Raw genomic sequence first — 26,915 nt, 5'->3', positions numbered from 1 at the left:
TGCGAGGGTTCTCTGTGAAGCACTGGAAGGGGTGCGGTGGTGGAGCGTCAAGAGGAGCCGGGCGGGGTGGTGCGGCTGGGGACGCGTACTTCTCCGCTCGCGATGGTGCAGGCGCGGAGTGTGGCCGCGCGGCTGGAAGAGCTGGCGAATGTCCGGGTCGAGGTGATCGGAATTCAGACGGCCGGGGATCGGCATCGGGGCCACCTGGGTGAGCTGGGCGGCAAGGGCGCGTTCATGCGGGAGATCGACCGGGCGTTGGCGGCGGGCCGAATTGATATCGCCGTGCACTGCCTGAAGGACGTGCCCGGTGATGTGCCGCGCCCGGATGGGCTGGTGTTCGCCGCCTACGTGGAGCGTGACGACACCGCCGATGTGATGCTGTTTCCGATGGCGAGCAAGGTTCAGCGCATGGCCGATCTCGCATCGGCGGCGCGGGTGGGGACTTCGGCGGTGCGGCGTCGTGCGCAGCTCGGGCGGATCCGGCCCGATCTTCGGGTCGAGTACCTGCGCGGCAACGTCAATTCCCGGCTCGGGCGGCTGGACGCGGGTGAGGAGTTCGACGCCATTGTGCTGGCGCGGGCGAGCCTGGCGCGGCTGGGCATCGACCGGGCGGGCGAGGTGCTCGACATCATCCCGGCCGTGGGCGCGGGCGTGCTGGCGGTGGACTGCCGCCGCGCCGACCTCGACACCGTGGAACTGGTGCGGCTGCTGGACCACGAGGACACCCGGCGGTGCGTGAGCGCGGAACGGGCGATGCTGCACGGGTTGCAGGGGCATTGCAACAGTCCGATCGCGGGACATGCGCGGCTGGAGCGGGACGGGCGGTTGGCCTTGCGGGGAATGGTCTTCACCCGTGACGGGTCCGAGTTCGTGCACTCGCACGAGTGGTCGGCGCCGGATAAGGGCGAGGATCTGGGCGCATACGTGGCAGGTGATCTGCTACACAAAGGCGCCCGTGACCTTATCGACGGTATCCCGAACTGAGGAGAACCGGCTAAGCCTGGCGCCATTCTGGGATGGCGCCGGGGGCGTGGAGGCAGAAGTCGGGGGCGCCTTCCAGTGCCTTTTCCTCACCACCTGGGGTGTAGGTGACGATCAGGCGGAGGGGGCGCCAGGTCGTGTTGTACGTGGAATGCCACACGCCCTTCGGGATGTGGACGGCGTCGCCCTCGCGGATGATGAACGGGTCGCCGTCGTCCACCATCTGCGTCGCCTCGCCGGAGATCACGTAGATGACCTCCTCCGCGTTCGGATGGTTGTGCCGCGCGTGGCCCTGGCCGGGGTTGACGATCACCTCGCCGAGCGTGCTGCCCGCGCCCGGCACGCTGGACGGCGTGACGAACCATTTGATGGACCCCCAGTCGAAGGTCATCGTCGTCACGTCGCCGGGATTCACCAGCATTCAGAGCTCCAAATTCTTGAAGGCGGCCACCTGTCGGGTGATGGCCCGCTCGGTCGGCAGCCGTTCTACGGAGGAGGCGCCGAAGAAGCCCACGACGCCTTGGGTGCGGGAGAGGACGTAGGCGGCGTCGTCCGGCTCGGCGATGGGGCCGCCGTGGCAGAGGACGAGCACGTCGGGACGGACGGCGGCCGCCGCGTCCCGCATGGCCTGCACCCGCTCGACGGCCTCGTCCAGCGTCAGCGCGGTGCCTGCGCCGATGCTGCCCTTGGTGGTGAGCCCGACGTGCGGGACGAGGACGTCCGCGCCCGCCTCGGCCATCGCCCGCGCCTGGTCCTCGTCGAAGACGTACGGGGCGGTGACGAGGTCGCGTTCGTGCGCGAGCCGCACCATTTCGATTTCCAGGTCGTATCCCATGCCCGTTTCTTCGAGGTTCTGCCGGAACACCCCGTCGTAGAGGCCGACTGTCGGGAAGTTCTGCACTCCGGAGAAACCCATCGCCTTGAGCTGGTCGAGGAAGACGGGCATCAGGCGGAACGGGTCTGTGCCGCATACCCCGGCCAGGACGGGGGTTTCTTTTACTACCGGCAGGACTTCGGACGCCATTTCCACGACGATCTGGTTCGCGTCGCCATATGGGAGGAGTCCGGCGAGTGAGCCGCGTCCCGCCATCCGGTAGCGGCCCGAGTTGTAGATGATGATCAGGTCGACGCCGCCGGACTCCGCGCACTTGGCGGACAGGCCCGTGCCCGCCCCCGCGCCGACGACGGGCTGCCCCTCCGCGACGGCCGCCCGCAGCCGCGCCAGGACGTCCTGCCGGTTCATGCCGATCCCTCCGTGATCATCCGGTGCAGCCGGTCGGCCATCGCCCGGCCGAAGGCCGGATCGTTGATGTTCAGGTCGAGGCGTTCTGTCTCCACGGCTCCCTCCATCGCCGCGAAGCACGCCTCGTCCGCCTTCGGATCATGGAAGGGCAGGCCGGGCGCGTCCAGCGCCGACACGCCCCCGAGCGGGATGAACAGGCTGGTGGGGCCGGTCGCGGCGGCCAGCTTCGCCGCCACTCGGCGTCCCAGTTCAGCCATCTCGTCCGGGGTCGTCCGCATGAGCGTGACGGTGGGGTTGTGGACGTAAAGGTTTCGTCCCGCGAAACGTTCCGGGACGGTCTCGCGCGGCCCGAAGTTGACCATGTCGAGCGCGCCCGGCGCCACGACCTGCGGAAGCCCATGGCGGCCCGCTGCCGTGAGGCGGTCGGGGCCCGCCGACAGGACGCCGCCGACCAGGTCGTCCGCCAGCTCGGTCGTGGTCAGGTCGAGCACCCCGGCGAGCAGCCCGCTCTCCACGAGCCCCTCAAGGGCCCGGCCGCCGGCTCCGGTCGCGTGGAAGACGAGGACCTCGTAGCCCAGCTCGTCCAGCCGTTCGCGGGCGGCGTCCACCGCCGGTGTCGTGACGCCGAACATCGACGCCCCGACCAGCGGGCGCTCCTCCGCCGAAGGGGCCGGGACGTGCGCCTTCGCCATCCCGGCCGCCGCTGCCGCCGCGTTCCCGAGGATCAGCCGCGACACCCGGTTGACGCCCGCGATGTCGACGACGCTGTACATCATCGTGACGTCCTTGGCGCCCACGTAGGGCGTCACGTCCCCGGACGCCATCGTGGACACGATCAGCTTGGGCAGCCCGATCGGCAGGTCCCGGACGGCCCGCGCCGCGATGGACGACCCGCCGCTCCCGCCGACCGCGAGCACGGCGTCCACGCGTTCCAGCCCGGCGAGCACGGCCGCCGCGCCTTCCCCCATGACCGTGACCGCGGCGCCCCGGTCGCCCGCGTCCCGCAGCGCTTGCAAGGTCGCGCCGCCAGCCCGCGCGACCTCCTCGGCGGAGACGTCGGCGTCCACCTCGGACGGCCCGGTACCGGCGTCGACCAGCACCACATCGCAGCCCAGCGCCCGGAGCCGGTCACGCAACCACGCGTACTCCGCCCCCTTGGTATCGAGCGTCCCCACCAGTACGACAGTCGCCATACGCCCCTCCCATCCCGGTACCGATTCCCCGGACGCTCAGAGGGCAACCGGCATCAGCTCGGGGCGGGCACAGGTGTTTCGGTCGTCACGCCGTCCTCCAGGTTGAGGACGCGGTCGGCTTCGGCCAGGAGCGCCTCGTCGTGGGTGGCGACGATGACGGTGACGCCCTCGCTGGAGACGACCGCGCGCAGCAGCGGCATGATCGCGGCGGCCGTCTCGGAGTCGAGCTGGCCGGTGGGCTCGTCCGCCAGGAGCAGGCGGGGGCGGTTGGCCAGGGCGCGGGCGATCGCGACGCGCTGGCGCTGGCCGCCGGACAGCTCGTACGGGCGCTGAGGGGCGTGGTCGGCCAGGCCGACGAGGCCCAGCAGGATACGGACGCGTTCGTCGCGTTCCGCAGGAGGCGTCCGGACGAGACGCAGCGGCACCTCAACGTTCTCCGCAGCCGACAGCACAGGGATCAGCCCATGCGACTGGAACACGTAGCCGATGTGGTCGCGGCGCAGGGCGAGAAGCTCGTCCTCGCTGAGGGCGCCGACGTCGCCGCCGTTCACCCGGACGGTCCCGCCGTCCGGCGTTTCGAGGCCGCCGATCAGGTTCAGCAGGGTCGTCTTCCCCGAGCCCGAGCGCCCCTTGATCGCGACGAGCTCCCCGGCCCCGACGGTGAAGGACGCGCCGCGCAGGGCAGGGACCTCCAGGTCGCCGGTCCGGAAGGTGCGGGTGAGATCCTCCACCACCACCATCGGCTCAGTCATCGCTCTCCTCCCCGTCGGCGGCCGTCTGGTCGGGCCAGACGCCGACATGGTCGGGCTCCAGGTTGAGCCGGACGCGGTCGCGCATGTCGAGGGCCGCGGTGAACCCCTTGGGGAGCTGGACGCGCCCGGCGCGGTCGAGCACGGCGTACTCCTCGGCGGTCCGGGTGCCGTCCGCGGCGGAGCGGCGGCGGACCTCGCTGCTGGTGCGGCCGTCGCGGATGCCGATCGTCCGGTCGACGCGCTCGGTCACCTGCGCGTCGTGGGTGACGACGACGACGGTGGTGCCGAGCTCCTCGTTGACGCGGCGGAGCGCGGTGAAGACCTCGGCGCCGGTGGCGGTGTCGAGCTCGCCGGTGGGCTCGTCGGCGAGGACGACGTGCGGCTCGTTGGCGACGGCCACGGCGATCGCGATGCGCTGCTGCTGGCCGCCGGACAGTTCCTGCGGGCGGCGTCCGGCGCAGTCGCCGACGCCGAGCATGCCGAGCAGCTCGGCCGCGCGGGTGGCGCGGGCGCGGCGGGACCGTCCGGCGAACCGCATCGGAAGCGCGACGTTCTGCTCGGCCGTCAGGTACGGGAGCAGGTTGCGGGACGTCTGCTGCCAGATGAACCCGACCTGCTCGCGCCGGAACCGCAGCCGTTCCTTGGACGCCATCGTCAGCAGGTCGGACCCGGCGACCCGGGCTACCCCGGCGGTCGGCACGTCCAGCCCGGACAGGATGTTCAGCAGCGTGGACTTCCCGGAGCCGGACGCCCCGACGATCGCGACCAGCTCGCCCGCGTCGACGAGCAGGTCGAGGCCCTGCAGCGCGACGACCTCGACGCCGTCGGTCTTGTAGATGCGGACGAGGTTGTCGCAGACGATGTGGGCGCCCTCGCCGTACACGGGGCCGCGTTCGGCGGCGCGCCGCTCCAGCTCGGCCAGGTCGGGTGTGTTGATGCTGCCGGGTGCGCTGATGCTGCCGGGCGTGTTGGTGCTCATTGGTCCCCCGTTCTCAGGACGGTTCCGGGGCGGGCGTCGAAGGCGCGGTCCACGGCGACGGCCGCGGCGGCGCCGAGGAGCAGCGCGCCGAGGAGGCCGAGCAGCGCGGGCAGGCTCGGGACGTGGGCGGTGACGGCGTAGCCGCCGGTGTAGGGGCGCAGGTCCACGACCGGGCCGGTGATCTCGGGCAGCAGCAGCCCGAGCACCCAGCCGGCCCCGACCGCGCAGAGCAGCACGGGCGCGATCTCGACGAGCGCGAGGCCGCGGCTCTGCCGGCGGCTGAGGCCGAGGGCCCGCAGGTGCGCGACTGTCCGGCCGCGGGCCCTGGCCCCGACGACGAGGACGAGCAGGACGGCGAGGAGCCCGAACGCGCCGCCGATGAGGGAGCCGTCCCGGAACGTGTCGCGGACGACCGACACCAGCGGCACCCGGACCATGCTCCGCAGCACGTCCTGGCGGAGCTGGACGCCGCGTCCGGGGGCGGCGGCGCGGAGCTTCTCCGCGTCCAGGCCGGGCCCGAAGACGAAGACCTGCGACGGGAAGCCGGTCGCGGCCGCGACGTCCTTGTACGGGACGACGATGTACGCGCTGCCCGGCAGCTGCCCGGGGAAGTGCTCGATCACGCCGGGCGCCTTGACGCGGATCGGGTCCATGCCGGCGCGGCTGAGCGTCGCGTCGCCGGGGCCCATCGTGCGGGCTGCGAGCGGCGACGCCAGTGCGCCGGGCGCCGAGCCGGGGATTCCGGGCACGTCGGACGCCAGGTCGCGGTAGGCGCCGAGGTCCACGCCGACGACGGTCATCGGCGCGGTGTTCGACTGGGTCGTCACCTCCGTGATGACGCGGGCGCGGACGGCCCCGGTCACGCCGGGGACGGCGCGGACGCGGGCGAGGGTCGCGTCGTCCATCGGCCCGGCCTCGATGCGGGCGTCCGCGCCGACCTCGGCCCACGACGCGCGTTCCTGCCCGGTTTGCAGGGCCGTGTCGACGGTGGCGGTGAAGCCCGCCACGGTGGCGGCGAGCAGCAGGACGACGAGCGGGAGCGCGCCGACGACGGTCTGCCGGGACGCGCGGGCGATCCCGATGAACGCGACCGCGCCGCGGCGCCGCCGCAGGAACGGCCCGGCGGCGCGCAGCAGGTACGGGTAGGCGCGCAGGACCAGCACGGCGAGCGCCGCGCCGAGCAGCACCGGCACGGCGGCGATCAGCGGGTCGGTGCCCGCCGCCTCGCCGCGCTGCCGCAGCAGCACGACGCCGATCACGGCGAGCCCGACGAGCAGCGCGTCCAGGACGAACCGCCGCCGCGACGGCCGCGCGGAGACCAGGTCGTCCCGGCGGCCCGACGCCGACCCGACTCCGGCGTTCCGCTCCCGCAGCACCATGACGGCCGACACGGCGAGGACGGCGGCGACCGGCACGGCGACCACGTAGATCGAGGCGGCCTGCGGCGGCCCCGCGTCGAGGAGGCGTCCGGCGCCGTATCCGAGGGCGGCGGACGGGACGGCGGCCAGCGCCGTCAGCCCGCAGGCGGGCAGGGCGAGCTGCCGCAGCGACGCGCCGCGCGCCCGCATCGTCCACAGGACGGGCCGGAGCCGTTCGCCGAGCAGCCCGGCGGCCAGCAGCAGCACGCCCGCCGCGACGGCGACGAGGCCGCCGAGCGCCAGCCCGAGGACGGACTCGGCGGCGCGGAGCTGGCCGGCGAAGGCGTCCAGCCGGTCGTCCAGCGCGGTCACGACGGAGTTGCGGAAGATCCCGGTGCGGCCTTCGACGGCGGAGCGGAAGGCGTCCATGTCGCCGGCGACGTCGCGGGCGCCGGCCGCGCTGATCGCGCCGGGGCGCACCGGGAACCGCCAGCTGAAGGTGAAGTAGCGGCCGGGCGTGCGCGCGGCCCGGGAGTACCCGGCGCCGTCGATCAGCGCCGTGCCCGCGTCGGCCTCGAGGGCGTCCATGCGGTCGCCGGTCGACTCCCTCGTCGGGCGCAGGATCCTGGCGCGGGGCGACCAGTACCGGTCGGCGGCGTTCACCGGCTCGTACAGGCCGGTGATCTGGACGCGCAGCGTGGTCCCGGTGGGCGCGCCGCCCGCCATGACGCGGTCGCCGACCTTGTAGCCGAGCCTGTCGGCGTAGGTCTTGGAGACCATGACCCGCAGGTCCTCGCCGGGCTTCAGGTCGGCGCTGTGGGCGGGCGTCCCGGCGACGACGCGGACGCGTTCCCACGCGCCGAGGTCCCAGCCCAGGTAGAGGAGCCGCGGCCGCGGGAACCGCCCCTCGATCTCCATGCGGTCGCTGGTGGCGGACCCCTCGGGCTGGCCGGTCACCCCGCGCAGGGACGACGGCATCAGCTGCTGCCAGGTCAGGCCGTGGGAGACCAGCGCGTCCTCGCTCGGGACGGACGTCGTCGCGGCCAGGTCCGCCGCGCGGCCCTCGACCCGGACGTCGGCGCCTAGCCCGGCCGCCGCCGCCGCGCTCCGGTCGTATCCGGCGGCCATGCGCGCCGGGACGGCGACGGCGAGCAGCGCGGACACCAGCGCCAGCACGGCGAGGGCCGCGAGCGGCGCCCACTGCGCACGCACGAGCCGCATGCCCCCTCCGGTCACCGGTCCTCCCCCACACGCAGCCCGGCGCCGGCGTTCCTACGGCGCAGCACCCGGATCACCGGCGGTAGCACCAGGCCGAGCACCGCCGCCACCCCGGCGACCATGCCGAGCACCACCGGCCACTGGACGATCAGCTCCGCGGGCGGGTACGGCTCGGTGGCCTGCACGCTGAGCACGACGTGCGGGACGACCAGCCGCGCCACGACCAGGCCGAGCAGCGTCCCGCCGAGGAGGCCGAGCACGACCAGGTACGCCTGCTCGATCGCGAGGACCCCGGTGACCTGCCGGGGCGGGACGCCGAGCGCCCGCAGCACGGCGAACTCGCGGGACCGCTCGCCCGCCGTCACGGCCGCGTTCACGACGAACGCGATGACGGCGAACGCCAGCGCCGCGCCGAAGCCGAGGACCAGCGCGCCCTGGAGCGCCGCGCCGAGCGGGGCGTCGCGGAGGCGGGAGCGCAGCTCGGCGCGGTCCGCGGCGACCTCGCCCCAGCTGGGGTGGTCGGCCAGCGACTTCGCGGCCGGGCCGGTGCCGCCGCCCACGGACGCCCACCATTCGCCGGGCGCGATGCTCGTCGGGTCCGTCCCGTTCGCGGCGAGCCGGGTGCCGGTCAGGGTCGGCAGGTCGACGAGGATGCCGGGCTCGCCCGGCGGGACGCTCGGCAGCGCGGGCGCGATCCCCAGCACCCGCACCGGCTGCTCGCCGTCGACGGTGCTGACCGTGACCTTGCCGCCGACGCCGACGTGGGCGCGGCGGGCCGTCTCCGCGGTGATGACGCCCGGCACGAGCGGCTGGAGGTCGGTGTTCGTCCCGGCGGCCGTGCCCCTGGACGGCGGCGTCCCCGCGATGAGCATGGCGTGGACGCCCCCGATGGCGTCGGAGAAGACCACGTCCCCGGCCCAGGACGGGGGCGCCGGGATGGCGAGCTTCGTCAGCGCGCCCTTCGCGGCCTCCGCGGTCGCTCTCGGCATCGCGTCCTCGGGCTGGACGAACGCGTCCCAGCGGGCTCCGGCGGGCGATGCGGCCGCCCCGGTGCCGTCGCCCCGGACGTGCAGCAGTTCCAGGTCGAGCGGCCCGGAGAAGGCGTTGTCGTCGTAGGAGAAGTGGACGCCCCGGACCGACAGCGGATAGGACGGCACGCCGCCAGGGCCCGCCAGGTTCGCGGCGTCCAGCGCGAGGGTGCGCTCGCGGCCGTCCGCGAGGAGGCCGGGCAGCGTCACCTGCCGGGTCAGGCCGCGCGCGTCGACGATCGTCACGGCGATCTTGTAGGGATAGTCGGCGGGCGGCTTGTAGTTCCGCTCGGTCTCGGGCACCGGCCCGGCGCGGCTGAGGCGCAGGTCGAACAGCAGCCGTCCGGGCCTGCCAGGGACGGTCAGCGCAGGGGCCGCCGGACGTGCCTTGGCCAGCTCGTCCAGCCGCAGGTCGTCCCGCAGGCCGGGCTGGACGCGCAGGATCCGGCCGAGCGTCCCGGCGTCGGCGGCGAGCAGCGTCGCGGGGGCGTTGCCGAGGTCGGCGTCGGTGCGCAGGACGGGCGTCGCCGCGGTCACGCCGGGCAGCGCCGCGACCCGTGCGCCCTGCCCGAGCACGGACGGGGCCCCCGCGCCGTTCGTGCTCGCGCGGGTGACGCGCAGGTCGGCGGCGGCCTGGAAGTCGGCCTGGTCGGTCTGGGACCGGCGCCAGGTCGCCATCGTCGTCACCGACAGCACCCCGACCGCCATCGCCATGACCAGCAGCAGGACGGGCCCCGCGTACCGGAGGCGGCGCCGTCCGACCTGCCGGGTGCCGAGCGCGGGGACGAGCCCGCGCCCCCTCGTCGCGGCCCGTTCGGCGACCCTGGACGTCACCGGCACCAGCCGCAGCAGCAGCACCCCGCCGGCGAGCAGCGCGAGGGCCGGGCCCGACACGATGAAGGGGTCGATCCCCGACGTGCCGCCCCCGCCGCCCGTGCCGTCCGCGCCGTACCGGGTGAGCTGCCAGATCGCGAGCCCGGCGACGACCAGGAGGGCCAGGTCGGCGCCCGAGCCGCGCAGCCGCCCGGTCCGGCCGATCCCGGCCTGCGCCTCGACGAACGTGCGGTTCGCGCCGCGCAGCGTCGGGACCGTCAGGACGGCCGCGCAGGTCAGCGCGGTCGCCACCGACACGATCCAGAGCGGGGCGCTCGGCCCGGCGTCCAGCCGCAGCCCGGAGTCGCGGACCGTCGGGGCGTGCGCGGCGAGCCGCAGCAAGGGCCGCGCCAGCAGCGGGCCCAGCACGGCGGCGGGCAGCACGATCAGCAGGCCCTCGGCGAGGCCGAGCCGCGCGAGCTGCCGCATGCCCATGCCCCGGGTCCGCAGCAGCGCGACCTCGCCGCGCCGGTGGTCGGCGAGCAGCCGGGAGACCAGCAGCCACGCGACCCCGGCCAGCAGGACGAGCTGGATCACCGGGATCAGCATCGTGGACCGTGCCACGAGGACGGCGTCGTCGAGCTGCGCGGTCAGTTCGGGGAGCGCGGTCACGACGGAGAACTGCCCCCCGCCGCCGGCTTTCGTGAACGTCTCCTCCGCGTTCGCGACACGGTCGCCGAGGGGCCCGAGCTCGCCGGACTCCACGCCGCGCAGGTCGGGCATGACGGTGAACCGGGCGTCCGCGCCGGTCCCGGTGAAGCGGGCCGCGAACACGTCCGGCGGCACCACGAACGGCCCGTACGTCGTGTAGTCGAGCTTCTCGACGCCGGTCGTGAGCAGCCGGTCGCCCTGCCAGAAGTAGCTCTCCGGGTCGGTGACGTCGAACAGCCCGACGACGCGGACCTTGACGACGGAGTCCTTGTCGACCCGTCCGCGGAGGGTGAGGACGTCGTCCACGTCGGTGCGCATCGCGCGGGCGGCGGCGCCGGGAAGGGCCGCCTGGACCTCGCCGTCGCGCGCCACGGCCGGGTCGGCGCCGGGCCAGCGCCCGCGCGTCAACCGCGCGTGCTTCTCGATCCCGGTGTAGGTGCCGAACGCCGTCAGCTCGGGATGGTCGCTCTTCTCCTGCCCGGGAAGGGTGTAGGAGTCGCTGCGCACGCCCACCGAGATCGTAAGCGGGACGTCCCCGTACATCTGCTTGAGCGCCTGGCCGACCTGTCCCCGCACCTTGTCGAGCCCGTCGGCGGGGACGTTGGTGCCGACGGTGGTCCCGACCGACTCGAACGTCGCGTCGGCGAGGGTCTGGCGCAAGCCCTCGCGGGTCACCGACCCGGTGTAGCCGACCAGGGCGGCGAGGACGGTGGTGGCGAACAACGCGGTCGCGCACGCGGCCAGGATCAGCGTCCTGTCCCCGGCCATGCGCCTGAGAACCATCCCCCGTCGCCTCACGATCGATCATGATCATTCATGGGTCGCGGGCGTCACAAGGGGCCGTGATGATTCTGTGCCGATTCGCAACCCTCCTGAAATACGGACAAGTTACGTATTACCGGCCCAGATCGAGGGGCCTTCCGGCGGGACGCTCCCGGCCCGCCGCAGGATCTCCGCGGGCTCCAGCGCCGCCCCCGCCACGAACGCCGCAGCGAACGCGTCGCCGTCCAGCGCGCTCCTGGCGCGTCCTTCGGCGCGGTCGGCGCAGACCTGCTCCTCCCGTCCGGCCCGGACGCCGGACGACTCCCGGACGGACGCCGCCCTGCCGAGCGCCTCGGCCGCCTCCCGGTGATGTCCGGACAGCGTCAGCGCGCAGGCCAGCCCCTCCAGGGCCGCGGCCGTGTCCCTGGGCGCCTCCAGCCGGATCGCGACGGCCAGGGCGTCGCGCTGGTAGGTGAGGGCGGCGGCCGCGTCGCCGCGCGCCTCGGCGACCTGGCCGAGCGCGCTCTGGACCAGCGGCAGGTACAGCGGCGGGAACTCCTCCGGCGACGCGGCCCTGAGCAGGGGTTCGAGGCGGTCTTCCGCGTCGTCCAGGCGTCCTTCGGCGCACGCCGTCAGGCCCAGCCCGATCTCAGCGAACATGACCGCCCCCGCGTGGCCCTGCTCCACGGCGACCCGCAACGCCCGGCCGAAGAGCCGCCGCGCGGCGGACGGGTCGCCGCGCAGGTGCGCGACCCAGCCCCGCCACGCCATCCGGACGGCGGCGTCCGGCCACATGTGCAACTCCTCGGCCATCCGCTGCCCGTCGAGCTGCAGCCGGTCCGCCCGGTCGTAGTCGCCGGTCAGCTCCGCCAGCGCGCCGAGCCACTCGACCGTCTGGAGCTGCCCCCACCGGTCGCCCGTCTCGCCGAACAGCACGGCCGCGCGCTCGGCGTCGCGCCGCAGCGCGACCGGGTCGCCGTGCGCGTGCGCCTGCTTGGCCCGCAGGACCAGCGCCGCCGCCTCGCCCCACCGGTCGCCGCACGCGCGGAACCCGGCCAGCGCCTCGTCCACCGTCACCGCCCCGGCGGCGGTGTCCTCCACGTCGAAGTACGCGAACGCCAGGAACCAGCGCGCCCAGGCCCGCATGCGCGGGTCGCCGGACGCGTCCACGAGCGCCAGCGCCTCCTCGCGGCGGGCCGCGGCGTCGCCCCCGGCGCCCTTCAGGACCGCCAGGCCCGCCCGCCACGTCAGCGCCCGCGCCCGCACGCCGGACGGGCCGCCGTCCAGGGCGAGCGCGGCGTCCAGCGAACGCAGCGCCTCGGTCAGCCTGCCGCGCAGGAACCAGTACCAGGCCAGCGGGTTGACCAGCCGCAACGCGTCCTCGGCCGCGCCGTCGGCGACGGCCTCGTCCAGCGCGGTGCGGACGTTGGCGGCCTCGGTGTCGAGCGTCCGCAGCCAACGCGCCTGGTCGTGCCCGTAGAGGTGCCGCTCGGCGCGCTCGGCCAGGCCGATGTAGTGCAGCCGGTGCGCCCGCCGGACGTCCCCGCCCTCCCCGGCCTCGGCGAGCCGCTCAGCGGCGTACGCGCCGACCGACTCCAGCAGCCGGTACCGGGGCGCCTCGCCCGGACGCTCCGTCATGACGACCAGCGAGCGGTCGACCAGCCGGACCAGCACGTCCAGGACCTCGCCCGCGGGGACGTCCCCGCCCGCGCACACCGCCTCGGCGGACTCCAGCGCGCAGCCGTCGGCGTGCGCCGACAGCCGCCGCAGGACGGCCCGTTCCGGCGCGGTCAGCAGGTCCCAGCTCCAGTCGATCACGGCGGTGAGCGTCCGCTGCCGGGCCGGGGCGCCGCGATGCCCGGACGACAGCAGCCGGAACCGGTCGTCCAGCCGGGCGACGAGGCCCTCGACGCCGAGCGTCCGCACCTTGGTCGCGGCCAGCTCCAGCGCGAGCGGGATCCCGTCCAGGCGGCGGCACAGCTCCCCGACCGGCCCGGCGGTCGCGCCGTCCAGCCGGAACCCCCGGGACGCCGCCTCCGCCCGCGCCGCGAACAGCCGCACCGCGCTCGCCGCGCTCGCCGCCGCCGGGTCGGCGCCGTCGCCGGGCACCTCCAGCGGCGGGACGGCCCACACCACCTCGCCCGCCAGCCCGAGCGGCTCCCGGCTCGTCGCGAGGATCCGCACGCCGGGGACGCGGCGCAGCAGCCGTTCCGCCAGCTCGGCGGCCTGCTCGATCACGTGCTCGCAGTTGTCCAGGACGAGCAGCAGCCGCCGGGCGCCGAGCGCCGCCGCGAGCCGGTCCAGGGCCGCCTCCGGCGCGCCCGGCGCGTCCCGGATGTCGAGGCTCGCGGTGACGACCTCGGCCAGGTCGGGCACCGTCGAGCGCTCGAATCCGGCCAGCTCCGCCATCCAGACGCCGTCGCCGAACGCGTCCACCAGCCCGGCGGCGGCCTCGACCGCCAGCCGCGTCTTGCCGACCCCGCCGGGGCCGGTCAGCGTGACCAGCCGGTCGGTGCCGATCCTCGCGCGGATCTCCTTGGCGGCGTCCTCGCGTCCGATCAGCTCCGTCGCCGGGACGGGCAGGTTCGATCGCGGGCCGGGCTCGGGCGGCGCGGGCGCGCTCAGCCCAGGGTCCTGCCGCAGGATCGCGCGCTGCAGGTCGGCCAGGTCGGCGCCGGGGTCGAGGCCCAGCTCGTCGGCGACCAGCGTCCGGTGGCGCTCGAAGCTCTCCAGCGCCTCGCTCTGCCGTCCCGCCCGGTACAGCGCCAGCATGTGCGCGGCCCGGAGCCGCTCGCGCAGCGGATGCTCGGCGACCGCGTCCCCGAGCTCCCCGGCCAGCGCCCCGTGCTCGCCCAGCAGGAGCCGCGCCTCGGCGTGCTCCTCCAGCGCGGTCAGCCGCAGTTCCTCAAGCCGCGCGGAGGCCGCACGGGTGAACGGCTCGTCGGCGAAGTCGGCGAACGCGGGGCCGCGCCAGAGATCCAGCGCCTCGGCCAGCAGCGCCGCCCTCTCCTTCGGCTCGCCCGCCTGCCGCGCCCGGTCGACCAGGCTCTGGAACCGGAGGGCGTCGACCCGCTCCCGGCCCGGCCCGGCGCCCGGCCCGGGGCCTGGGTCGCCGCCCGGGTCGCCGCCCGCGGCCAGCAGGTATCCGGCGGGACGCGACTCCACCAGCGCCCGCGCGCCCGGCTCCGCGTCCTCCAGCACCCGCCGCAGTTGCGACACCTTCGCTGACAGGGAGCCCATCGGGTTCCCGGGCAGCGCGTCGCCCCACAGGTCGTCGATCAGCCGGTCGGCGGGGACCGGACGTCCCTCGTTGACCAGCAGGTCCGCCAGCAGCGCCCGGACCTTGATCCCGGGCACGGGGACGAGCCCGCCGTCGTCCGTCCACACGGCGAGCGGTCCGAGCACCCCGAAGCGCACGCTCCGCACCCTATCCGCGCCCTCGGACGGATAAGGACCGTAAGAATCCCGTAAACGGTCTGGACCATTGTGGTTCCAGCGCCGCCGGACGGCGAACGATCGACCACGGAGGACATCATGCGCAAGATCATCAACTCGACCTACATCTCGCTGGACGGCGTCATCGAGAACCCGCAGAACTGGACCTCGGCGTACTTCCAGGACGAGGCCGCCGCCTACGCCCGCGAACTGCTGTTCTCGTGCGGCGCGGTCCTGATGGGGCGCGCGACGTTCGACGGCTTCTCGCAGGCGTGGCCGGCGATGGAGGAGGCGACCGGCGACTACGGCGTCCGGATGAACACCCTGCCCCACTACGTCGTGTCCGACACGCTGAACAAGCCCGGCTGGGGCGACACCACGGCGATCCGCCGGGCGGACGCCGTCGCGGAGATCACCAAGCTGAAGGAGCAGGACGGCCAGGACATCGTCCAGTACGGCTTCGGCGACGTGACGCGGACGCTCGTCGACAACGGCCTGCTGGACGAGCTGCGCCTGTGGATCCACCCGGTCGTCGTCGGCACCGGCGACCCGGCGGAGCTGCTCACCCGCGCGGACTTCTCGGCGACGTTCGAGCTGGCCGACACCAAGTCCTTCAAGACCGGCGTCATCGTCGCGACCTACACCCGCGCGGCGAAGTAGCGGGGGGGCGCGCCGGGCGGCGCCTGCCTGCCGAGCGCCGCCCGGCCCCTCACCACCCCGCCCAAGGGGGAAGGCTTGAGGAGATCGGTCAGGGAAGCTGGTCGAGCATGCCGTCCAGGATTCCGGGCGTCCGGACGGGCGGCTCCGCCTGGAGGCCGAGCCGGTTGAGGACGTCCCTGTAGCGGGTGATGTCGGAGGGCTTGTCCGGATAGAGGGCGCCGGCGAGTTGCTCCAGATAGACGACGTCGGGCAGTTCCGGCTCGGCGAAGCGCAGCAGCGTCACCGGGCCGCACTCGGCGGCGTGCCCGCCGGACGCGAACGGCAGGACCTGCAGCGAGACGTTCGGCAGCCACGAGATGTCGATCAGGAACCGGAGCTGCGCGCGCATGATCTCGGGGCCGCCGACCGCGCGGCGCAGCGCCGCCTCGTCCACGACGGCCCACAGCTTCAGCGGGCCAGGCCGCTCGAACACGCGGCGCCTGCGGCGCATCCGCAGCTCGACCCGCCGCTCGATCTCGTCCGCGGGCGCCTCCGGATGCCGGGCCGTGATGAGGGCGCGGGCGTAGTCGGGGGTCTGCAGCAGCTCGGGGACGTCCTGGACCTCGTACACGCGGGCGACCACGGCGCCCTGCTCCAGCCCGAGGTAGGGCTCGAACCAGGCGGGCACCAGGTCGCCGTACTGCTGCCACCAGCTCGGCCGGTTGGCGAGGTCGACCAGTTCCAGCAGCGAGTCGCGGCGGTCGGGATCGGTCACGCCGTAGAGGGTGAGCAGGTCGCAGACGTCGCGCTCCTTGAACCCGACCCGGCCGAGCTCCATCCGGCTGATCTTGGAGTGGGAGCCGCGGATCTCGTAGCCGGCGTCCTCGGTGGTGATCCGCGCGGCCTCGCGGAACCTGCGCAGCTGCGCCCCGACCAGCAGGCGCGGCACCGTCGGGCCCGCCGTCCGCTGCCCGTTGCCGTGCGCGTGGCCGTACGCGTGCCCGTTCGGAGGGACGATCCGTCTCGGCGCCGAATCCGCCACGTCGTCCGGGTGCTCGCTCGCGCTCATCGCGGGATGCCTCCTCGAACGCGCAAGAACCTTTCTCTCCGCAGAAGTTACTCGTAAATCCCTGACTTGCCCAGCTATCCCGATTGTCCGGTTTCGTGACAATCTCGGTGGATATAGCCAACCATCGGGTGCTCACCCCTCGTGACCTGGCACGATACGGCTTCGAGAAAATCTTGGAAGAAGTCCGGCGGCGGTGTCGATCCGGCCGGGCCCTCTTCGACGCGTCAGTGAGGGCCGGGAGGGACCGGCCGCCACGAGACAGAGGAGACTGCGATGCGGTTCTTGCTGATGACCACGGACGACGACTCCGGCGACACGCCGCCCGACGAGGCGATGATGGCCGAGATGGGCAAGTTCATCGAGGAGACGTCCAAGGCCGGGGTGCTGCTGGCGACCGGCGGGCTCGAGCCGCACGGCACCCGGATCGCCTCGTCCGGCGGCAAGGTCACCGTCACCGACGGCCCGTTCGCCGAGGCCAAGGAGTCCGTCGTCGGGTTCGCGCTGGTCGAGGTGCGCACCCGCGAGGAGGCGATCGAGCTTTCCCGGCGGTTCTACTCGATCGTCGGGGACGGCGAGGGCGTCATCAAGCAGGTCTTCGGCCCCGAAGACCCCTTCCCCGGCGAGTGACCGCCGCGGCCCCGTGAGCAGCCGCTGAGCTTGCGCGGCGGCCGGTGCGAATGCTCTCATCGGCAGCGTGACGACTCCGGACAGGGGCCGCGTGCACGCGAGCGTCGACGCGGTGTGGCGGCTGGAGGCCGCCCGCATCATCGCCGGCCTCGCCCGGATGGTGCACGACATCGGGCTCGCCGAGGAACTCGCGCAGGACGCGCTGGTCGCCGCGCTCGAACAGTGGCCGGAGTCAGGCGTCCCGGACAACCCGGGCGCCTGGCTCATGGCCGTCGGGAAGCGCCGCGCGATCGACCGGATCCGCCGCCTCCAGCGCCTGGAGCACAAGCTGGAGGAGATCGGCCGCGACCTGGAGACGCAGCCGCCGCCGGAGGTCGACGTCCCGGGCGACGAGCACATCGAGGACGACGTGCTCCGCCTCGTCTTCACCGCCTGCCATCCCGTCCTGTCCACGCAGGCCAGGGTCGCGCTGACGCTGCGCATGCTCGGCGGCCTGACCACCGAGGAGATCGCGCGGGCGTTCCTCACGTCCGAGCCGACCGTCGCGCAGCGGATCGTCCGGGCGAAGCGGACGCTGTCGGACGCGGGCGTCCCGTTCGAGGTCCCCGAGGGGCCGGACCGGGCCGCCCGGCTGTCGTCCGTCCTGGAGGTCGTCTACCTGATCTTCAACGAGGGCTACACGGCCACGGCGGGCGACGACTGGCTGCGGGCGGACCTGTGCCAGGAGGCGCTGCGCCTCGGCCGGGGCCTCGCCGAGCTGGCGCCCGGCGAGCCGGAGGTGCACGGGCTCGTCGCGCTGATGGAGATCCAGGCGTCCCGCACCAGGGCTCGCACCGGCCCGTCCGGCGAGCCCGTCCCGCTCGCCGACCAGGACCGCGGCCGCTGGGACCGCCTCCTCATCCACCGCGGCTTCGCCGCCCTGCTCCGCGCGAAGGCCATCGGGGAGCCGCCGGGGCCGTACGTCCTGCAAGCGGCGATCGCCGCGTCCCACGCGCAGGCGCCCGCCGCCGAGGACACCGACTGGACGCAGATCGCGTCGCTGTACGAGATCCTCGCGAGCGTCGCCCCGTCCCCCGTCGTGGAGCTGAACCGGGCGGTGGCGGTCGGCATGGCGCACGGGCCCGAGCAGGGCCTCGCGGTCGCGGACGCGCTGCTGGACGAGCCGTCCCTGCGCGGCTACCACCTGCTGCCGAGCGTCCGCGGCGACCTCCTCGCCCGGCTCGGCCGCGCCGGCGAGGCCCGGACGGAGTTCGAGCGCGCCGCGGCGATGACCCGCAACGAGCCCGAACGCAAGGTCCTCCTGAACCGCGCCGCCGCACTGGGCGATCGCTCGCCGAGGTGACGCTCCCGTCCCCCGGTCAGCCGACCGGCGTCCGGGCGGCCGGGTCCGGTTCGGGCGGGACGGCGACCGGCCGGGACGGCTCCACCCGGAGGATCCGCGCGGTCCAGTCCGGCAGGTACCAGTTCCACCTGCCCATCAGCGACACCAGGGACGGCAGCAGCATCGACCGCACGACCGTGGCGTCCAGCAGGATCCCGAACCCCAGCGCGGTCGCCATCACCTTCAGGTCGGTGCCCGGGCTCGACGCCAGCGCCGCGAACGCCAGGAAGAGGATCAGCGCCGCGCTGGTCACCAGCCGGCCGGTGCGCCCGATGCCCCGCACGATCGCGGTCGTGGTGGACCCCGACGCGTCGTACTCCTCACGCATGCGGGCCAGGATGAACACCTCGTAGTCCATCGACAGCCCGAACAGGAAGGCGAACACCGTCAGCGGCACCCAGAACGTCACCGCTCCGGTCTCGGAGATGCCGAATACCACCTCCGATCCGATACCCTGCTGCCAGAACACCACGACCATCCCGAACGTCGCCCCCATCGACAGCAGGTTGAACAGCACCGCCTTCAGGGGCAGCAGCAGCGACCGGAACGCCCGCACCAGCAGGACATAGGTGAGCAGCGCGATCAGCGCGAGCATCATCGGGAAGTTGCCGTAGACCGCGTTCAGGAAGTCGATCTGCGCCGTCCCCGTGCCGGTGACGCCGAGGACGCCCGGGGTGCGTTCGGCGCGGTCGATGACGTCCTCGACCGTGCCGACGGTCTTGGAGTTGACCGTCTCCTCGTCCGGGATCAGCACCACCACCGTCGTGCCGGCCCGGTTGCTCGCGGCGTCGCCGGGCACGAGCGCCCGCTCGATCCCCGGCACCGTGCCCAGCTCGGCGGCCGCCGACCTCGCCTCGCCGGTGGACGTGAGGACCTCGATCGGGGTGAGGTTCCCCGTGGTCACCCCGCCGCGTTCAAGGGTGGCCAGCGTCTCGTGGGCGGGCCCGCTCTTGGCCAGCGAATCGCTGGAGGCCATCCCGATCCTGATGCCGGCGAAGGCGCCGACCAGCGCAAGCAGGGCGGTGATCGACACCGCGGCCGCGATCCAGCGGCGCCGCACCATCAGGGCCGCCCACCGGCTCCACGACCGGCTCGCGGAGTCCTCCCGGCGGATCCTCGGCCAGTCCCACCGCGGGCCGACGGAGCCCAGGATCGCCGGGGTGAGGGTGAGCGTGGCGGCCACGCTGGCCAGCGGGATCAGCGCACCGCCCACGCCGACGCTGCGCATGAACGGGACAGGCAGCACCAGCAGCGCCAGCAGCCCGATCGCGACCGTCACACCGGAGAACACCACGGCGTGCCCGGCGGTCCGCGTCGCGATGACCACCGCCTCGTGGTTGCTCACGCCGCGATGCCGCTCCTCCCGCCACCGGGTCACCACCAGCAGCGAGTAGTCGATCGCCACCCCGAGCCCGATCAACGCGATCAGGAACTGCACGAGGGCGGAGAAGGTGCCGAGCTCGCTCAGCGGCAGCAGCAGCAGGAACGTCGCCAGGATCGACGCCGCGGCGATGATCAGCGGCAGGAACGCCAGCATCGAGGCGAACACGAACGCCAGCACCGCCAGGGCGCCGATCGAGCCGATGAGCACCTCGATCAGAACACCGGGCCCCTCGGACTCCGAACCCGTGGCCAGCACGCTCTCACCGGTGACGCCGATCGTGGTGCCGGGCGGTTTGGCGGTGTCCAGCGCCCGGCGGACGTCGTCGGTCGGGATCTTGGCCGTCGCCGACGTGTCGTACTGGAAGAACACCATCGCGTAGGCGGTGCGGCCGTCCTTGGTGACGAACGCCGGATCACCGGTGTTGGCCTGATCCAGGATCCGCACGTTGGGGACCTCGGTCCGGATGTTGGCGAACGCGGCGGCCACCCCGGCCTGGTCCCCCGCCGCCGTCCGGCCCTCCGGATAGCTCACCGTCACCAGGTAGGGGGCGGTGTAGCCGCCGTTGCCGAACGTCTCGGTGATCTGTTCGGCGGTCTTGCCGCCCGGCTCGCCCGGCAGCGCGAAATCGGTCGTCATCCGTTCGCTGACCGGGCCCGAGACGGCCGCGCCCGCAATCGCCACGACGAGCCAGAAGACCATCACCAGCCTGCGATGGGCCAGCATGAATTCAGCCCAGCGACGCATAATCTCTCCTCCGTTGATCGACGACGGTCCGCGCAGCGGCGCGCTCGCCGCCGCGCGGACCGTGGTCTCGACTGGTTCAGCTCGCCGGCTGGATGAGGCCGAGAATGTTGCCGTCGGCGTCGCGCACCGAGGCGACGAGCTTGCCGTCGCCGACGTCCCGGACGTCCTGGACGGACTCCGCGCCGGCGTCCAGAAGCTCCTGGTACCTGGCCCGGATGTCGTCGACGTGCCAGTAGGGGGTCGGATGGGTCAGGCCCTTGTCGTGGGCGTTGGGGTCCAGGCCGACGTCCTGCCCGGCGATCTTGAAGCCGACGTAGTAGGGCTCGTCCATGTAGGGCTCGCCGCCGGCGACCACGGCCAGCAGCCGCTTGGCCCCGTCCAGGTCCTTGACTGGGAAGATGATGGTCTTGACGCCTTCGTTCATCTCTCGTGCTCCTGTGCCTGCTCGTCACACCGCCGCTGTTCGGGCGGTCATAGCTATCGACAACCCGCGACGCGAGGGTGTGACTGATGAACGACGACGAATACCTGGCCGCGCGGTTCGAGAGGCACCGGCCCCACCTCCGGAAGGTGGCCTACCGGCTGCTCGGATCGCCGGGCGAGGCCGACGACGCCCTTCAGGAGGCATGGCTGCGGGTCAGCCGCGCCGGGGCCGACGAGGTCGAGAACCTGCCGGCGTGGCTGACCACGATCGTCGCCCGGGTCGCGCTCAACATGCTCAAGTCCCGCTCCGCGCGCCCGGAAGGCCCCATGGCGGACGAGCCGCCGCACACCGGACCGGTGGACGGCGACGGCCGGCACGATCCGGAAGGCCAGGCGCTGCTCGCCGACTCGGTCGGCCTCGCGATGCTCGTCGTGCTGGACACCCTCACCCCGGCCGAGCGGCTCGCGTTCGTGCTGCACGACGTCTTCTCCGTGCCTTTCAGCGAGATCGCGCCCATCCTGGAGCGCAACCCGGCCGCCGTCCGGCAGCTGGCCAGCCGCGCCCGGCGGCGCGTCCGGGGCGCGTCCGCCGACCCGGCCGCCGACCCGGCCCGGCAGCGCCACGTCGTCGACGCGTTCCTGCTGGCCTCGCAGCAGGGCGACCTGTCCGCACTGGTCTCCGTCCTGCACCCGGACGTGGTGCTGCGGGCCGACCGGGCCACCGTGGACGCGGGCCTCCCCGCCATCCTCCGGGGCGCGGCCGATGTGGCCGGCGCCTTCTCCGGCCGCGCCCAGGCGGCGCGCCCCGCCTTCATCGACGGAGTTCCGGGGCTGGTGTGGGCTCCGGGCGGCCGGCCGCGCACGGTGTTCGCCTTCACCGTCATCGCCGGGGAGATCACCGAGATCAGAATGATCTCCGACCCGGACCACATCGCCCTGCTGGACATCCAGACGGCCCGGCACGGGTGACCTCGCGGGACAGCGACTCCGCCCCCGGCCCGGACCCTCGCCGGCCATCGCTGAGGGAACATGTCCGAAACGGTGTTTGCTGCTTAGGGGGATGCCGATGCTCGGAGAGGAACCCCGGTGATCGATCGCTCAGACGTCCAGGCCGCCGCCGCCCGGGTGGACGGACGCGTCCGCCGCACGCCCGTGCTCGCGGTGGACCCGGCGCCGCTCGCGCCCTCCGCGCGCATGTGGCTGAAGCTGGAGCTGACCCAGCACACCGGGTCGTTCAAGGCGCGCGGCGCGTTCAACCACATCCTCGCCGCGCGGGACGAGGGCCGCCTGCCGGACGCCGGGGTCGTCGCGGCCTCCGGAGGCAACGCGGGCCTCGCGTTCGCGTACGCGGCGTCGCAGGCAGGCGCCCCGGCCGAGGTGTACGTGCCGGAGACCGCGCCCCCGGTGAAGGTCGCCCGGCTGCGCGCGCTCGGCGCCGCGGTCGTCCAGGTCGGCACCCGGTACGCCGAGGCGCAGGACGCCGCCGTCAAGCGCGCCGCCGACACCGGGGCGCTGTTCTGCCACGCCTACGACCTCCCCGAGGTCTGCGCCGGGCAGGGCACGCTCGGCATGGAGATCCTGGAGCAGACCGGCGGGGAGATCGACACCGTGCTGCTGGCGGTCGGCGGCGGGGGGCTGATGGCGGGCGTCGCCGCCGCCCTCGACGGCCGCGCCCGCGTCGTCGGCGTCGAGCCCGAGCGCATCCCGACCCTCGAACGGGCCCTGCACGCCGGACGCCCCGTCGACGTGGACGTCTCCGGCGTCGCCGCCGACTCGCTCGGCGCCACCCGGCTCGGCCAGATCGCCTTCTCCGTCGCGACCCGGACCGGGGTGCGGCCCCTCCTCGTCACCGACGAGGCGATCATCGAGGCGCGCCGGTTCGTCTGGGACGAGTACCGCCTGGCCGTCGAGCACGGCACCGCCGCCGCGGTGGCCGCGCTCCGGTCGGGCGCCTACCGCCCGGCGCCCGGCGAGCGGGTCATGGGCGTCCTCTGCGGCGCCAACACCGACCCGTCCGACCTGGCCTGACGCGCTACGCCTTCACATAGGCGACGCGCTACGTCTTCAGGTAGGCGGCCAGGGCGCGGGCCTCGCGGACGAGGTCGGACGAGCCCTTCCGGGCCGCGAGCTCCTCGACCTCGGGGACGCCGCCGCGCGCCCCCGACCAGCGCGCGGTCCTGAGCCCGAGCGCGATCAGCCGCTTCAGCCCGTGCAGCGGACGCTCGCCCGGCTCCGGGCACAGGACGGGCAGCGCGGCGGCGATGACGTCCCAGATCTGGGGATAGGCGCCCGCCTCCGCGGCGCGTTCGAGGGCCTCGACGATCCTGACCAGCTGGACGTCGCCGTCGCGCGCGAGCCGCCCGAGGTGGCGTCCGAACTCGGCGGCGGGCAGGTCCCCGCGAGCGGCCATCGTGAGCAGCGCCCTGTCGGCCTCGTCGTGCCTCCGCAGGACGAGCTGCCGCGCCAGGAAGTGCCCCACGGCCTCCGCGAACGGCCCGTCCCCCGGCACCAGCCGGACGAGTTCCCCGACCGATGTCCCATAGCTGAAGGAGTACGTCCCGTGCCGCAGATGCGGCAGGACGTGCGACGCGACGACGTCCGGGTGGGACGGCAGCAGCCGCGGCCATGTCCGCTGGTACCAGCCGTGCTCGTCGTAGACGTACTTCGGCGCGCCCGTGAACACGGCGTCGACCAGCGGCAGCCCGGTCGCCGGCGCGCGGATCACGGCCTCCGGGCGGTCGTGCTCCAGCGGCCGCATCGAGACCTCCGGGACGGGCAGCCCGCCCTCGGCCAGCCATGACGCGACGGTCCGCCCAGCCGGCGAGGCCAGCGCGGCCGCGCGCCGGACCGCTTCGGGGGCGATGTCGCGGGGCAGCCGCAGCAGGGCCTGCTGGAGGTCGGCGGGTCCGGGGTCCGCACCGGCGGCCTGGAGAAGCTCCAGCCGCTCCACGAGCGCGAGCGGGTCGACGTGCCCGGTCGGTTCCGTGGGGGCGGAGAGGAGAAGCGGCGGCGGCGAGCCCTTCTCGACGGCGGCGAAGATCTCCGCGCAGCGGTGCAGGTAGAGCAGATGCGGGGCGGAGACGCTTCGGGACGACGGGAGCTTACCGCGCCAGTTCGGGGGCACCGGCGGCGCGGCGGTCAGTAGGTACGCGGCCGCGACGAGCCATGTGCGGGGCCGTATCCAGGGTGCGTCCGATTCCAGACCCGGGAAGGAATTCGGCCGCAGGACGGGCGTGAGAGCGGCCCGGACGGCGTCCGGGCCGTCATGGCTGAGCCGGACGAAACCGTCCATCATCCCCTCCATTCCGGCCCAGCCGAGATGGACGTCGCCGATGGCCTCGGCCAGGGCGGCGGCGGTGGTGATCGGCGGCGGAAGCGCGGGAAGCGGGTCCGCGGGCGGGGGTGGCGGAAGCCGGGGCGGCGGCTGGTCGTCCAGGTCGGCCTGTGTCACGTCGCCGCCGAAGCGGGCGGCGGCCTTGGCGCCGAGATCCGGCGGGAGCAGGGGGACGGCGTCGGCGATCGGCGTCGCGTCGGCCGCCTCCGGGAGCTTGAGCGCGACGCGGACGGCGCGCTGCTGCACGCTGTACGACTCGTGCGCGAACGCCTGGGCGAGGGCGGCGGCGCAGTCGCCGGCGAGCCCAGGCCGCCGCTGGACGGTCTGCTCCAGCCACGACAGCCCCGACTTCACCAGCCCGGACTCGGCGCGGAACAGCACCCCGTCCAGCGCCTCCACCACCTGCTGGGACGGCAGCCCAGGAACCTCCCTGAGCAGGTCAAGCGCGACATCGGCGACCGGGCCCGGCGCGGCCGGGAGCAGCCGCACGTAGTCGAGCGCGTGCTCGCGGATCTCGCGTTCCCTGACGGCCGGGTCGTCCGGCATGAGCAGGCCGTGCAGCCGGACGAAGAAGCGCAGGTCGTTGGCCGTCCCGCCGCGGAGGAAACGGCGGACGCAGCCGTCCAGGAGCATCCGCCGGGCGACGGCACCGCGGTCGGCCAGCGTGGCGAGGGTCCGCGGCCAGGACGAGCTGTCGCGCAGCCGCCGTCCGACGCCGTCCGCCTCGAAGACGCGCGGCAGCAGGAACGGCAGCAGCGGATCCTTCGGGCGGGGCGGCGCGGACGCGACCCAACCCACGACGAGCGGGTCGTGGTCGGGCGGCTCGATGCCCGTCTCGGTCAGCAGCGCAAGCACGAGGTCGAGCCCGATGTGCCGCGGGCCGCGCAGCCGGAGCGTGAGGCGCCGCGCGAGGTCGGCGAGCCACGCGTCGTCGCGGTCGGCCCAGAGGTCGAGGAGCAGGCCGGTGTCGTCGTGGTCGCCGAACCAGCGGGTGTTGAACTCGCGCCGGTTGAGCCAGGTCGCGACCGCGGACGCGCCGGTCAGCGTGCCCGCGCCCGCGGCGCGGAAGGCGGGCGCGTAGTCGTCGATGCCCTCCCAGGGCTCGCGCCGCGCCCGCAGCAGCTGGACGTGGCCGGGGAGCGCCTTGGCGACCGCGCGGCGTCCGGCGGCGTCGAGATCGCGGACGGCGTCGGCGACCACGTCCGGTTTCCGCTCGTCGATGAGGGCGGCGATCGTCTCCCACGCGCGGTCGCCGTCCAGGACTGGTAACTGCGTTGCGCTCGACATGCCCGGGACACTAGAGCCCGCCACCGACAGTTTGGCGTCGGGTCAACGCCCGAGTCAGCCCGGGGTGAGCACCGCCTCAGCCGAGGGTGCGGAGGGACTGCAACGGCAGCGGCCGGACGGGCCGCTCCGGCCCGCTGGACTGGATCTCGCGCCCGCTCCCGCACAACGCCTCCACCACGTGCGCGCTCAGCGCGCTGTCGATCGGATGCGGGACGGGAACGCCGTTGGAGTCGGGCTTCTGGTACTTCGAGAGGTTGAGCGCGAAGGTGATCTGGCGCGCCCCGCCCGCGGACGACAGCGACTGCGTCCCGGCGCCGAAGACGGCGCCGTCGTGGCCCCAGAACGTCCCGCACGGCAGGTCGGTGGAGTAGAGCCCGAGACCGTAGTTCAGCAGGACGTTGCCGTCCGCGTCCTTCGCGGGGACGGTGCGCTGCATCTCCCCCAGCGCGGTCTCGCCGATCAGCCCGCCGGTGAGGAGTTCGCGGTAGAAGCGGTTGAGGTCGTCCGTGGTGGAGACCAGTGCGCCCGCCGTCCACGCCCAGCTCATGTTGAACGTGCTGTAGTCGCGGGGTGGTTTCACGTGCTGGTAGAGCGACTCGTACATCCGCGAGTGCGGCTCGTCGATATGCGGACCGGACGGAAAGTACGTGTGCTTCAACCCCGCCTTGCCGATGACGTTCTGGGCGATGTACTTCTCCGCCTTCGTCCCGGTGACCTTCTCCAGGAGCCGTCCGGCGATGACGTAGTTGGTGTTGGAGTAGGACCAGCGCTCGCCCGGTTCACCGGTGCGCGGTGCCTGCATGCCCCACTTGATGAGCTGCTCGGGTGAGAGCTTCCGCAGGCGGTTCTCGTCCAGGCTCTTGGGAGAACTCTCCGTCAGCGACGGGAACGCCAAGGCGACATAGTCGCCGATGCCGCTCGTGTGGTTGAGAAGCATCCGGACGGTGACCTGCTTGCCGGGCCGTCCGGGGAACACGTCGGGCAGATACTGGCCGACCGGTACGTCGAGCCCGACACGGCCCTTCTCGACCTGTTGAAGCAGCGCCGTAGCGACGAACGTCTTGGTGATGCTTCCGGCCCGCTGATGCATGCGCGGCGTGACAGGACGTCCGGTCTGGGTGTCGGCGATACCGGACGCGCCGTCCCACGCGGTGCGTCCGTCCTGGACCGCCGAGAACAACCCGGGCATGCCCGCCTCGTGCGTGGCGTCGAGGGTGGCGCGCAGCTTCGCCGGATCGGACGGCGCGGTCGGCGGAAGCCCGGCGGCGGCGCCCGCGGCCGCGCTGGCGGTGGCCGGGACGGTCTCCGGTCCGGCGGCCGACACGGCGTGGACCAGCGTCGCCGTGAGCGCCACCATGACACCGGCCGCGGCGCCCCACGCCGCACCGGCGCCCGCGAGCCGCCCCCGCCGCCTGAACCGCTTCGCCATCGCCCTCATCTCCAGTCGTCCAGCACGTCCAGAGAGAGTCTCATGGAGATCATCGACGGTGTCATCCGACTACGGAAGGAACTCGGCTCCTCCCGCAGAGTGCCCCGTCCGGGCCTTCGGGCGGG

General features: G+C 73.9%; 19 protein-coding genes. 6 read left to right on the top strand and 13 right to left on the bottom strand.

Annotated elements, in window-relative coordinates; translation table 11 throughout:
- The first annotated feature begins 39 nt into the window (after positions 1–39).
- Positions 40–984, top strand: coding sequence for a hydroxymethylbilane synthase (gene hemC, locus ACH35V_RS36415; RefSeq protein WP_395979420.1), 945 nt, complete (start codon positions 40–42; stop codon positions 982–984).
- Positions 985–994: 10 nt separating this feature from the next.
- Here hemC and ACH35V_RS36410 read toward each other — a convergent pair whose 3' ends face one another.
- The 8 genes from ACH35V_RS36410 to ACH35V_RS36375 all read right to left on the bottom strand — a co-directional run bounded on the left by ACH35V_RS36410 (position 995) and on the right by ACH35V_RS36375 (position 14,455).
- Positions 995–1,402, bottom strand: coding sequence for a cupin domain-containing protein (locus ACH35V_RS36410; RefSeq protein WP_395979419.1), 408 nt, complete (start codon positions 1,400–1,402; stop codon positions 995–997).
- Positions 1,403–2,224 (bottom strand): phosphoenolpyruvate hydrolase family protein, encoded by an 822-nt coding sequence (locus ACH35V_RS36405; protein ID WP_395979418.1) that lies wholly within the window; start codon positions 2,222–2,224, stop codon positions 1,403–1,405.
- Positions 2,221–3,417, bottom strand: a complete 1,197-nt coding sequence (locus ACH35V_RS36400) for a Tm-1-like ATP-binding domain-containing protein (RefSeq protein ID WP_395979417.1) — start codon at positions 3,415–3,417, stop codon at positions 2,221–2,223. Before ACH35V_RS36400 ends, ACH35V_RS36405 begins: the two co-directional genes overlap by 4 nt.
- Before the next feature lie 53 nt (positions 3,418–3,470).
- Entirely contained in the window at positions 3,471–4,169 is a 699-nt protein-coding gene (locus ACH35V_RS36395; RefSeq protein ID WP_395979416.1) for an ABC transporter ATP-binding protein, read from the bottom strand.
- Positions 4,162–5,148: an ABC transporter ATP-binding protein gene (locus ACH35V_RS36390; RefSeq protein ID WP_395979415.1), complete on the bottom strand. Its 987-nt coding sequence runs from the start codon at positions 5,146–5,148 to the stop codon at positions 4,162–4,164. The genes ACH35V_RS36395 and ACH35V_RS36390 overlap by 8 nt, the downstream gene beginning before the upstream one ends.
- Positions 5,145–7,727 (bottom strand): CRISPR-associated protein Cas5, encoded by a 2,583-nt coding sequence (gene cas5, locus ACH35V_RS36385; protein WP_395979414.1) that lies wholly within the window; start codon positions 7,725–7,727, stop codon positions 5,145–5,147. The genes ACH35V_RS36390 and cas5 overlap by 4 nt, the downstream gene beginning before the upstream one ends.
- Positions 7,728–7,738: 11 nt before the next feature.
- On the bottom strand, positions 7,739–11,059 hold the full coding sequence (locus ACH35V_RS36380) for an FtsX-like permease family protein (RefSeq protein ID WP_395979413.1): 3,321 nt from the start codon (positions 11,057–11,059) through the stop codon (positions 7,739–7,741).
- A 105-nt stretch (positions 11,060–11,164) separates the two neighbouring features.
- Positions 11,165–14,455 carry a BTAD domain-containing putative transcriptional regulator gene (locus ACH35V_RS36375; protein WP_395979412.1) on the bottom strand — a complete coding sequence of 1,097 codons (3,291 nt, stop codon included), beginning with the start codon at positions 14,453–14,455 and terminating at the stop codon, positions 11,165–11,167.
- 117 nt (positions 14,456–14,572) lie between these two features.
- On the opposite strand from ACH35V_RS36375, the gene ACH35V_RS36370 reads away from it, so the two are divergent.
- Positions 14,573–15,133, top strand: coding sequence for a dihydrofolate reductase family protein (locus ACH35V_RS36370; RefSeq protein ID WP_395979411.1), 561 nt, complete (start codon positions 14,573–14,575; stop codon positions 15,131–15,133).
- An 88-nt stretch (positions 15,134–15,221) separates the two neighbouring features.
- Here the strand turns inward: ACH35V_RS36370 and ACH35V_RS36365 are convergent, their stop codons facing one another.
- Positions 15,222–16,181, bottom strand: a complete 960-nt coding sequence (locus tag ACH35V_RS36365) for a helix-turn-helix domain-containing protein (RefSeq protein WP_395979410.1) — start codon at positions 16,179–16,181, stop codon at positions 15,222–15,224.
- Positions 16,182–16,454: 273 nt separating this feature from the next.
- Between ACH35V_RS36365 and ACH35V_RS36360 the strand changes: the two genes are divergently transcribed.
- Positions 16,455–16,808 carry a YciI family protein gene (locus ACH35V_RS36360; protein ID WP_395979409.1) on the top strand — a complete coding sequence of 118 codons (354 nt, stop codon included), beginning with the start codon at positions 16,455–16,457 and terminating at the stop codon, positions 16,806–16,808.
- A 157-nt stretch (positions 16,809–16,965) separates the two neighbouring features.
- The gene (locus ACH35V_RS36355; RefSeq protein ID WP_395979490.1) at positions 16,966–18,150 is read left to right on the top strand and encodes an RNA polymerase sigma factor; all 1,185 of its coding nucleotides are present in this window, start codon (positions 16,966–16,968) and stop codon (positions 18,148–18,150) included.
- Between the two features lie 16 nt (positions 18,151–18,166).
- Here ACH35V_RS36355 and ACH35V_RS36350 read toward each other — a convergent pair whose 3' ends face one another.
- Together ACH35V_RS36350 and ACH35V_RS36345 are read right to left on the bottom strand one after the other, a co-directional pair.
- On the bottom strand, positions 18,167–20,317 hold the full coding sequence (locus ACH35V_RS36350; protein WP_395979408.1) for an MMPL family transporter: 2,151 nt from the start codon (positions 20,315–20,317) through the stop codon (positions 18,167–18,169).
- 76 nt (positions 20,318–20,393) lie between these two features.
- The gene (locus ACH35V_RS36345) at positions 20,394–20,741 is read right to left on the bottom strand and encodes a VOC family protein (protein ID WP_395979407.1); all 348 of its coding nucleotides are present in this window, start codon (positions 20,739–20,741) and stop codon (positions 20,394–20,396) included.
- Positions 20,742–20,827: 86 nt separating this feature from the next.
- Here ACH35V_RS36345 and ACH35V_RS36340 point away from each other — a divergent pair, with 86 nt between their 5' ends.
- Both ACH35V_RS36340 and ACH35V_RS36335 read left to right on the top strand, forming a co-directional pair.
- The gene (locus tag ACH35V_RS36340; protein ID WP_395979406.1) at positions 20,828–21,709 is read left to right on the top strand and encodes a sigma-70 family RNA polymerase sigma factor; all 882 of its coding nucleotides are present in this window, start codon (positions 20,828–20,830) and stop codon (positions 21,707–21,709) included.
- Positions 21,710–21,826: 117 nt separating this feature from the next.
- Positions 21,827–22,768 (top strand): threonine/serine dehydratase, encoded by a 942-nt coding sequence (locus ACH35V_RS36335; protein WP_395979405.1) that lies wholly within the window; start codon positions 21,827–21,829, stop codon positions 22,766–22,768.
- Between the two features lie 28 nt (positions 22,769–22,796).
- On the opposite strand, the gene ACH35V_RS36330 is transcribed toward ACH35V_RS36335, so the two are convergent.
- Positions 22,797–25,361 carry a DUF6493 family protein gene (locus ACH35V_RS36330; protein ID WP_395979404.1) on the bottom strand — a complete coding sequence of 855 codons (2,565 nt, stop codon included), beginning with the start codon at positions 25,359–25,361 and terminating at the stop codon, positions 22,797–22,799.
- A 76-nt stretch (positions 25,362–25,437) separates the two neighbouring features.
- Positions 25,438–26,790: a serine hydrolase domain-containing protein gene (locus tag ACH35V_RS36325; RefSeq protein ID WP_395979403.1), complete on the bottom strand. Its 1,353-nt coding sequence runs from the start codon at positions 26,788–26,790 to the stop codon at positions 25,438–25,440.
- Positions 26,791–26,915: the final 125 nt, after the last annotated feature.

Origin of the sequence: Actinomadura sp. 1N219 (genome assembly GCF_044326405.1) — a bacterium.
GTDB lineage: Bacteria > Actinomycetota > Actinomycetes > Streptosporangiales > Streptosporangiaceae > Spirillospora.
This window is presented reverse-complemented; position numbering and strand designations above follow the sequence as displayed.

Excerpts from the sequence above, each read along its gene's own strand:
- ACH35V_RS36410 (WP_395979419.1), bottom strand. The coding sequence starts at position 1,402 with ATGCTGGTGAATCCCGGCGACGTGACGACGATGACCTTCGACTGGGGG.
- ACH35V_RS36405 (WP_395979418.1), bottom strand. The coding sequence starts at position 2,224 with ATGAACCGGCAGGACGTCCTGGCGCGGCTGCGGGCGGCCGTCGCGGAG.
- ACH35V_RS36400 (WP_395979417.1), bottom strand. The coding sequence starts at position 3,417 with ATGGCGACTGTCGTACTGGTGGGGACGCTCGATACCAAGGGGGCGGAG.
- ACH35V_RS36395 (WP_395979416.1), bottom strand. The coding sequence starts at position 4,169 with ATGACTGAGCCGATGGTGGTGGTGGAGGATCTCACCCGCACCTTCCGG.
- ACH35V_RS36390 (WP_395979415.1), bottom strand. The coding sequence starts at position 5,148 with ATGAGCACCAACACGCCCGGCAGCATCAGCGCACCCGGCAGCATCAAC.
- cas5 (WP_395979414.1), bottom strand. The coding sequence starts at position 7,727 with ATGCGGCTCGTGCGTGCGCAGTGGGCGCCGCTCGCGGCCCTCGCCGTG.
- ACH35V_RS36380 (WP_395979413.1), bottom strand. The coding sequence starts at position 11,059 with ATGGTTCTCAGGCGCATGGCCGGGGACAGGACGCTGATCCTGGCCGCG.
- ACH35V_RS36370 (WP_395979411.1), top strand. The coding sequence starts at position 14,573 with ATGCGCAAGATCATCAACTCGACCTACATCTCGCTGGACGGCGTCATC.
- ACH35V_RS36365 (WP_395979410.1), bottom strand. The coding sequence starts at position 16,181 with ATGAGCGCGAGCGAGCACCCGGACGACGTGGCGGATTCGGCGCCGAGA.
- ACH35V_RS36360 (WP_395979409.1), top strand. The coding sequence starts at position 16,455 with ATGCGGTTCTTGCTGATGACCACGGACGACGACTCCGGCGACACGCCG.
- ACH35V_RS36355 (WP_395979490.1), top strand. The coding sequence starts at position 16,966 with ATGGTGCACGACATCGGGCTCGCCGAGGAACTCGCGCAGGACGCGCTG.
- ACH35V_RS36350 (WP_395979408.1), bottom strand. The coding sequence starts at position 20,317 with ATGCGTCGCTGGGCTGAATTCATGCTGGCCCATCGCAGGCTGGTGATG.
- ACH35V_RS36345 (WP_395979407.1), bottom strand. The coding sequence starts at position 20,741 with ATGAACGAAGGCGTCAAGACCATCATCTTCCCAGTCAAGGACCTGGAC.
- ACH35V_RS36340 (WP_395979406.1), top strand. The coding sequence starts at position 20,828 with ATGAACGACGACGAATACCTGGCCGCGCGGTTCGAGAGGCACCGGCCC.
- ACH35V_RS36330 (WP_395979404.1), bottom strand. The coding sequence starts at position 25,361 with ATGTCGAGCGCAACGCAGTTACCAGTCCTGGACGGCGACCGCGCGTGG.
- ACH35V_RS36325 (WP_395979403.1), bottom strand. The coding sequence starts at position 26,790 with ATGGCGAAGCGGTTCAGGCGGCGGGGGCGGCTCGCGGGCGCCGGTGCG.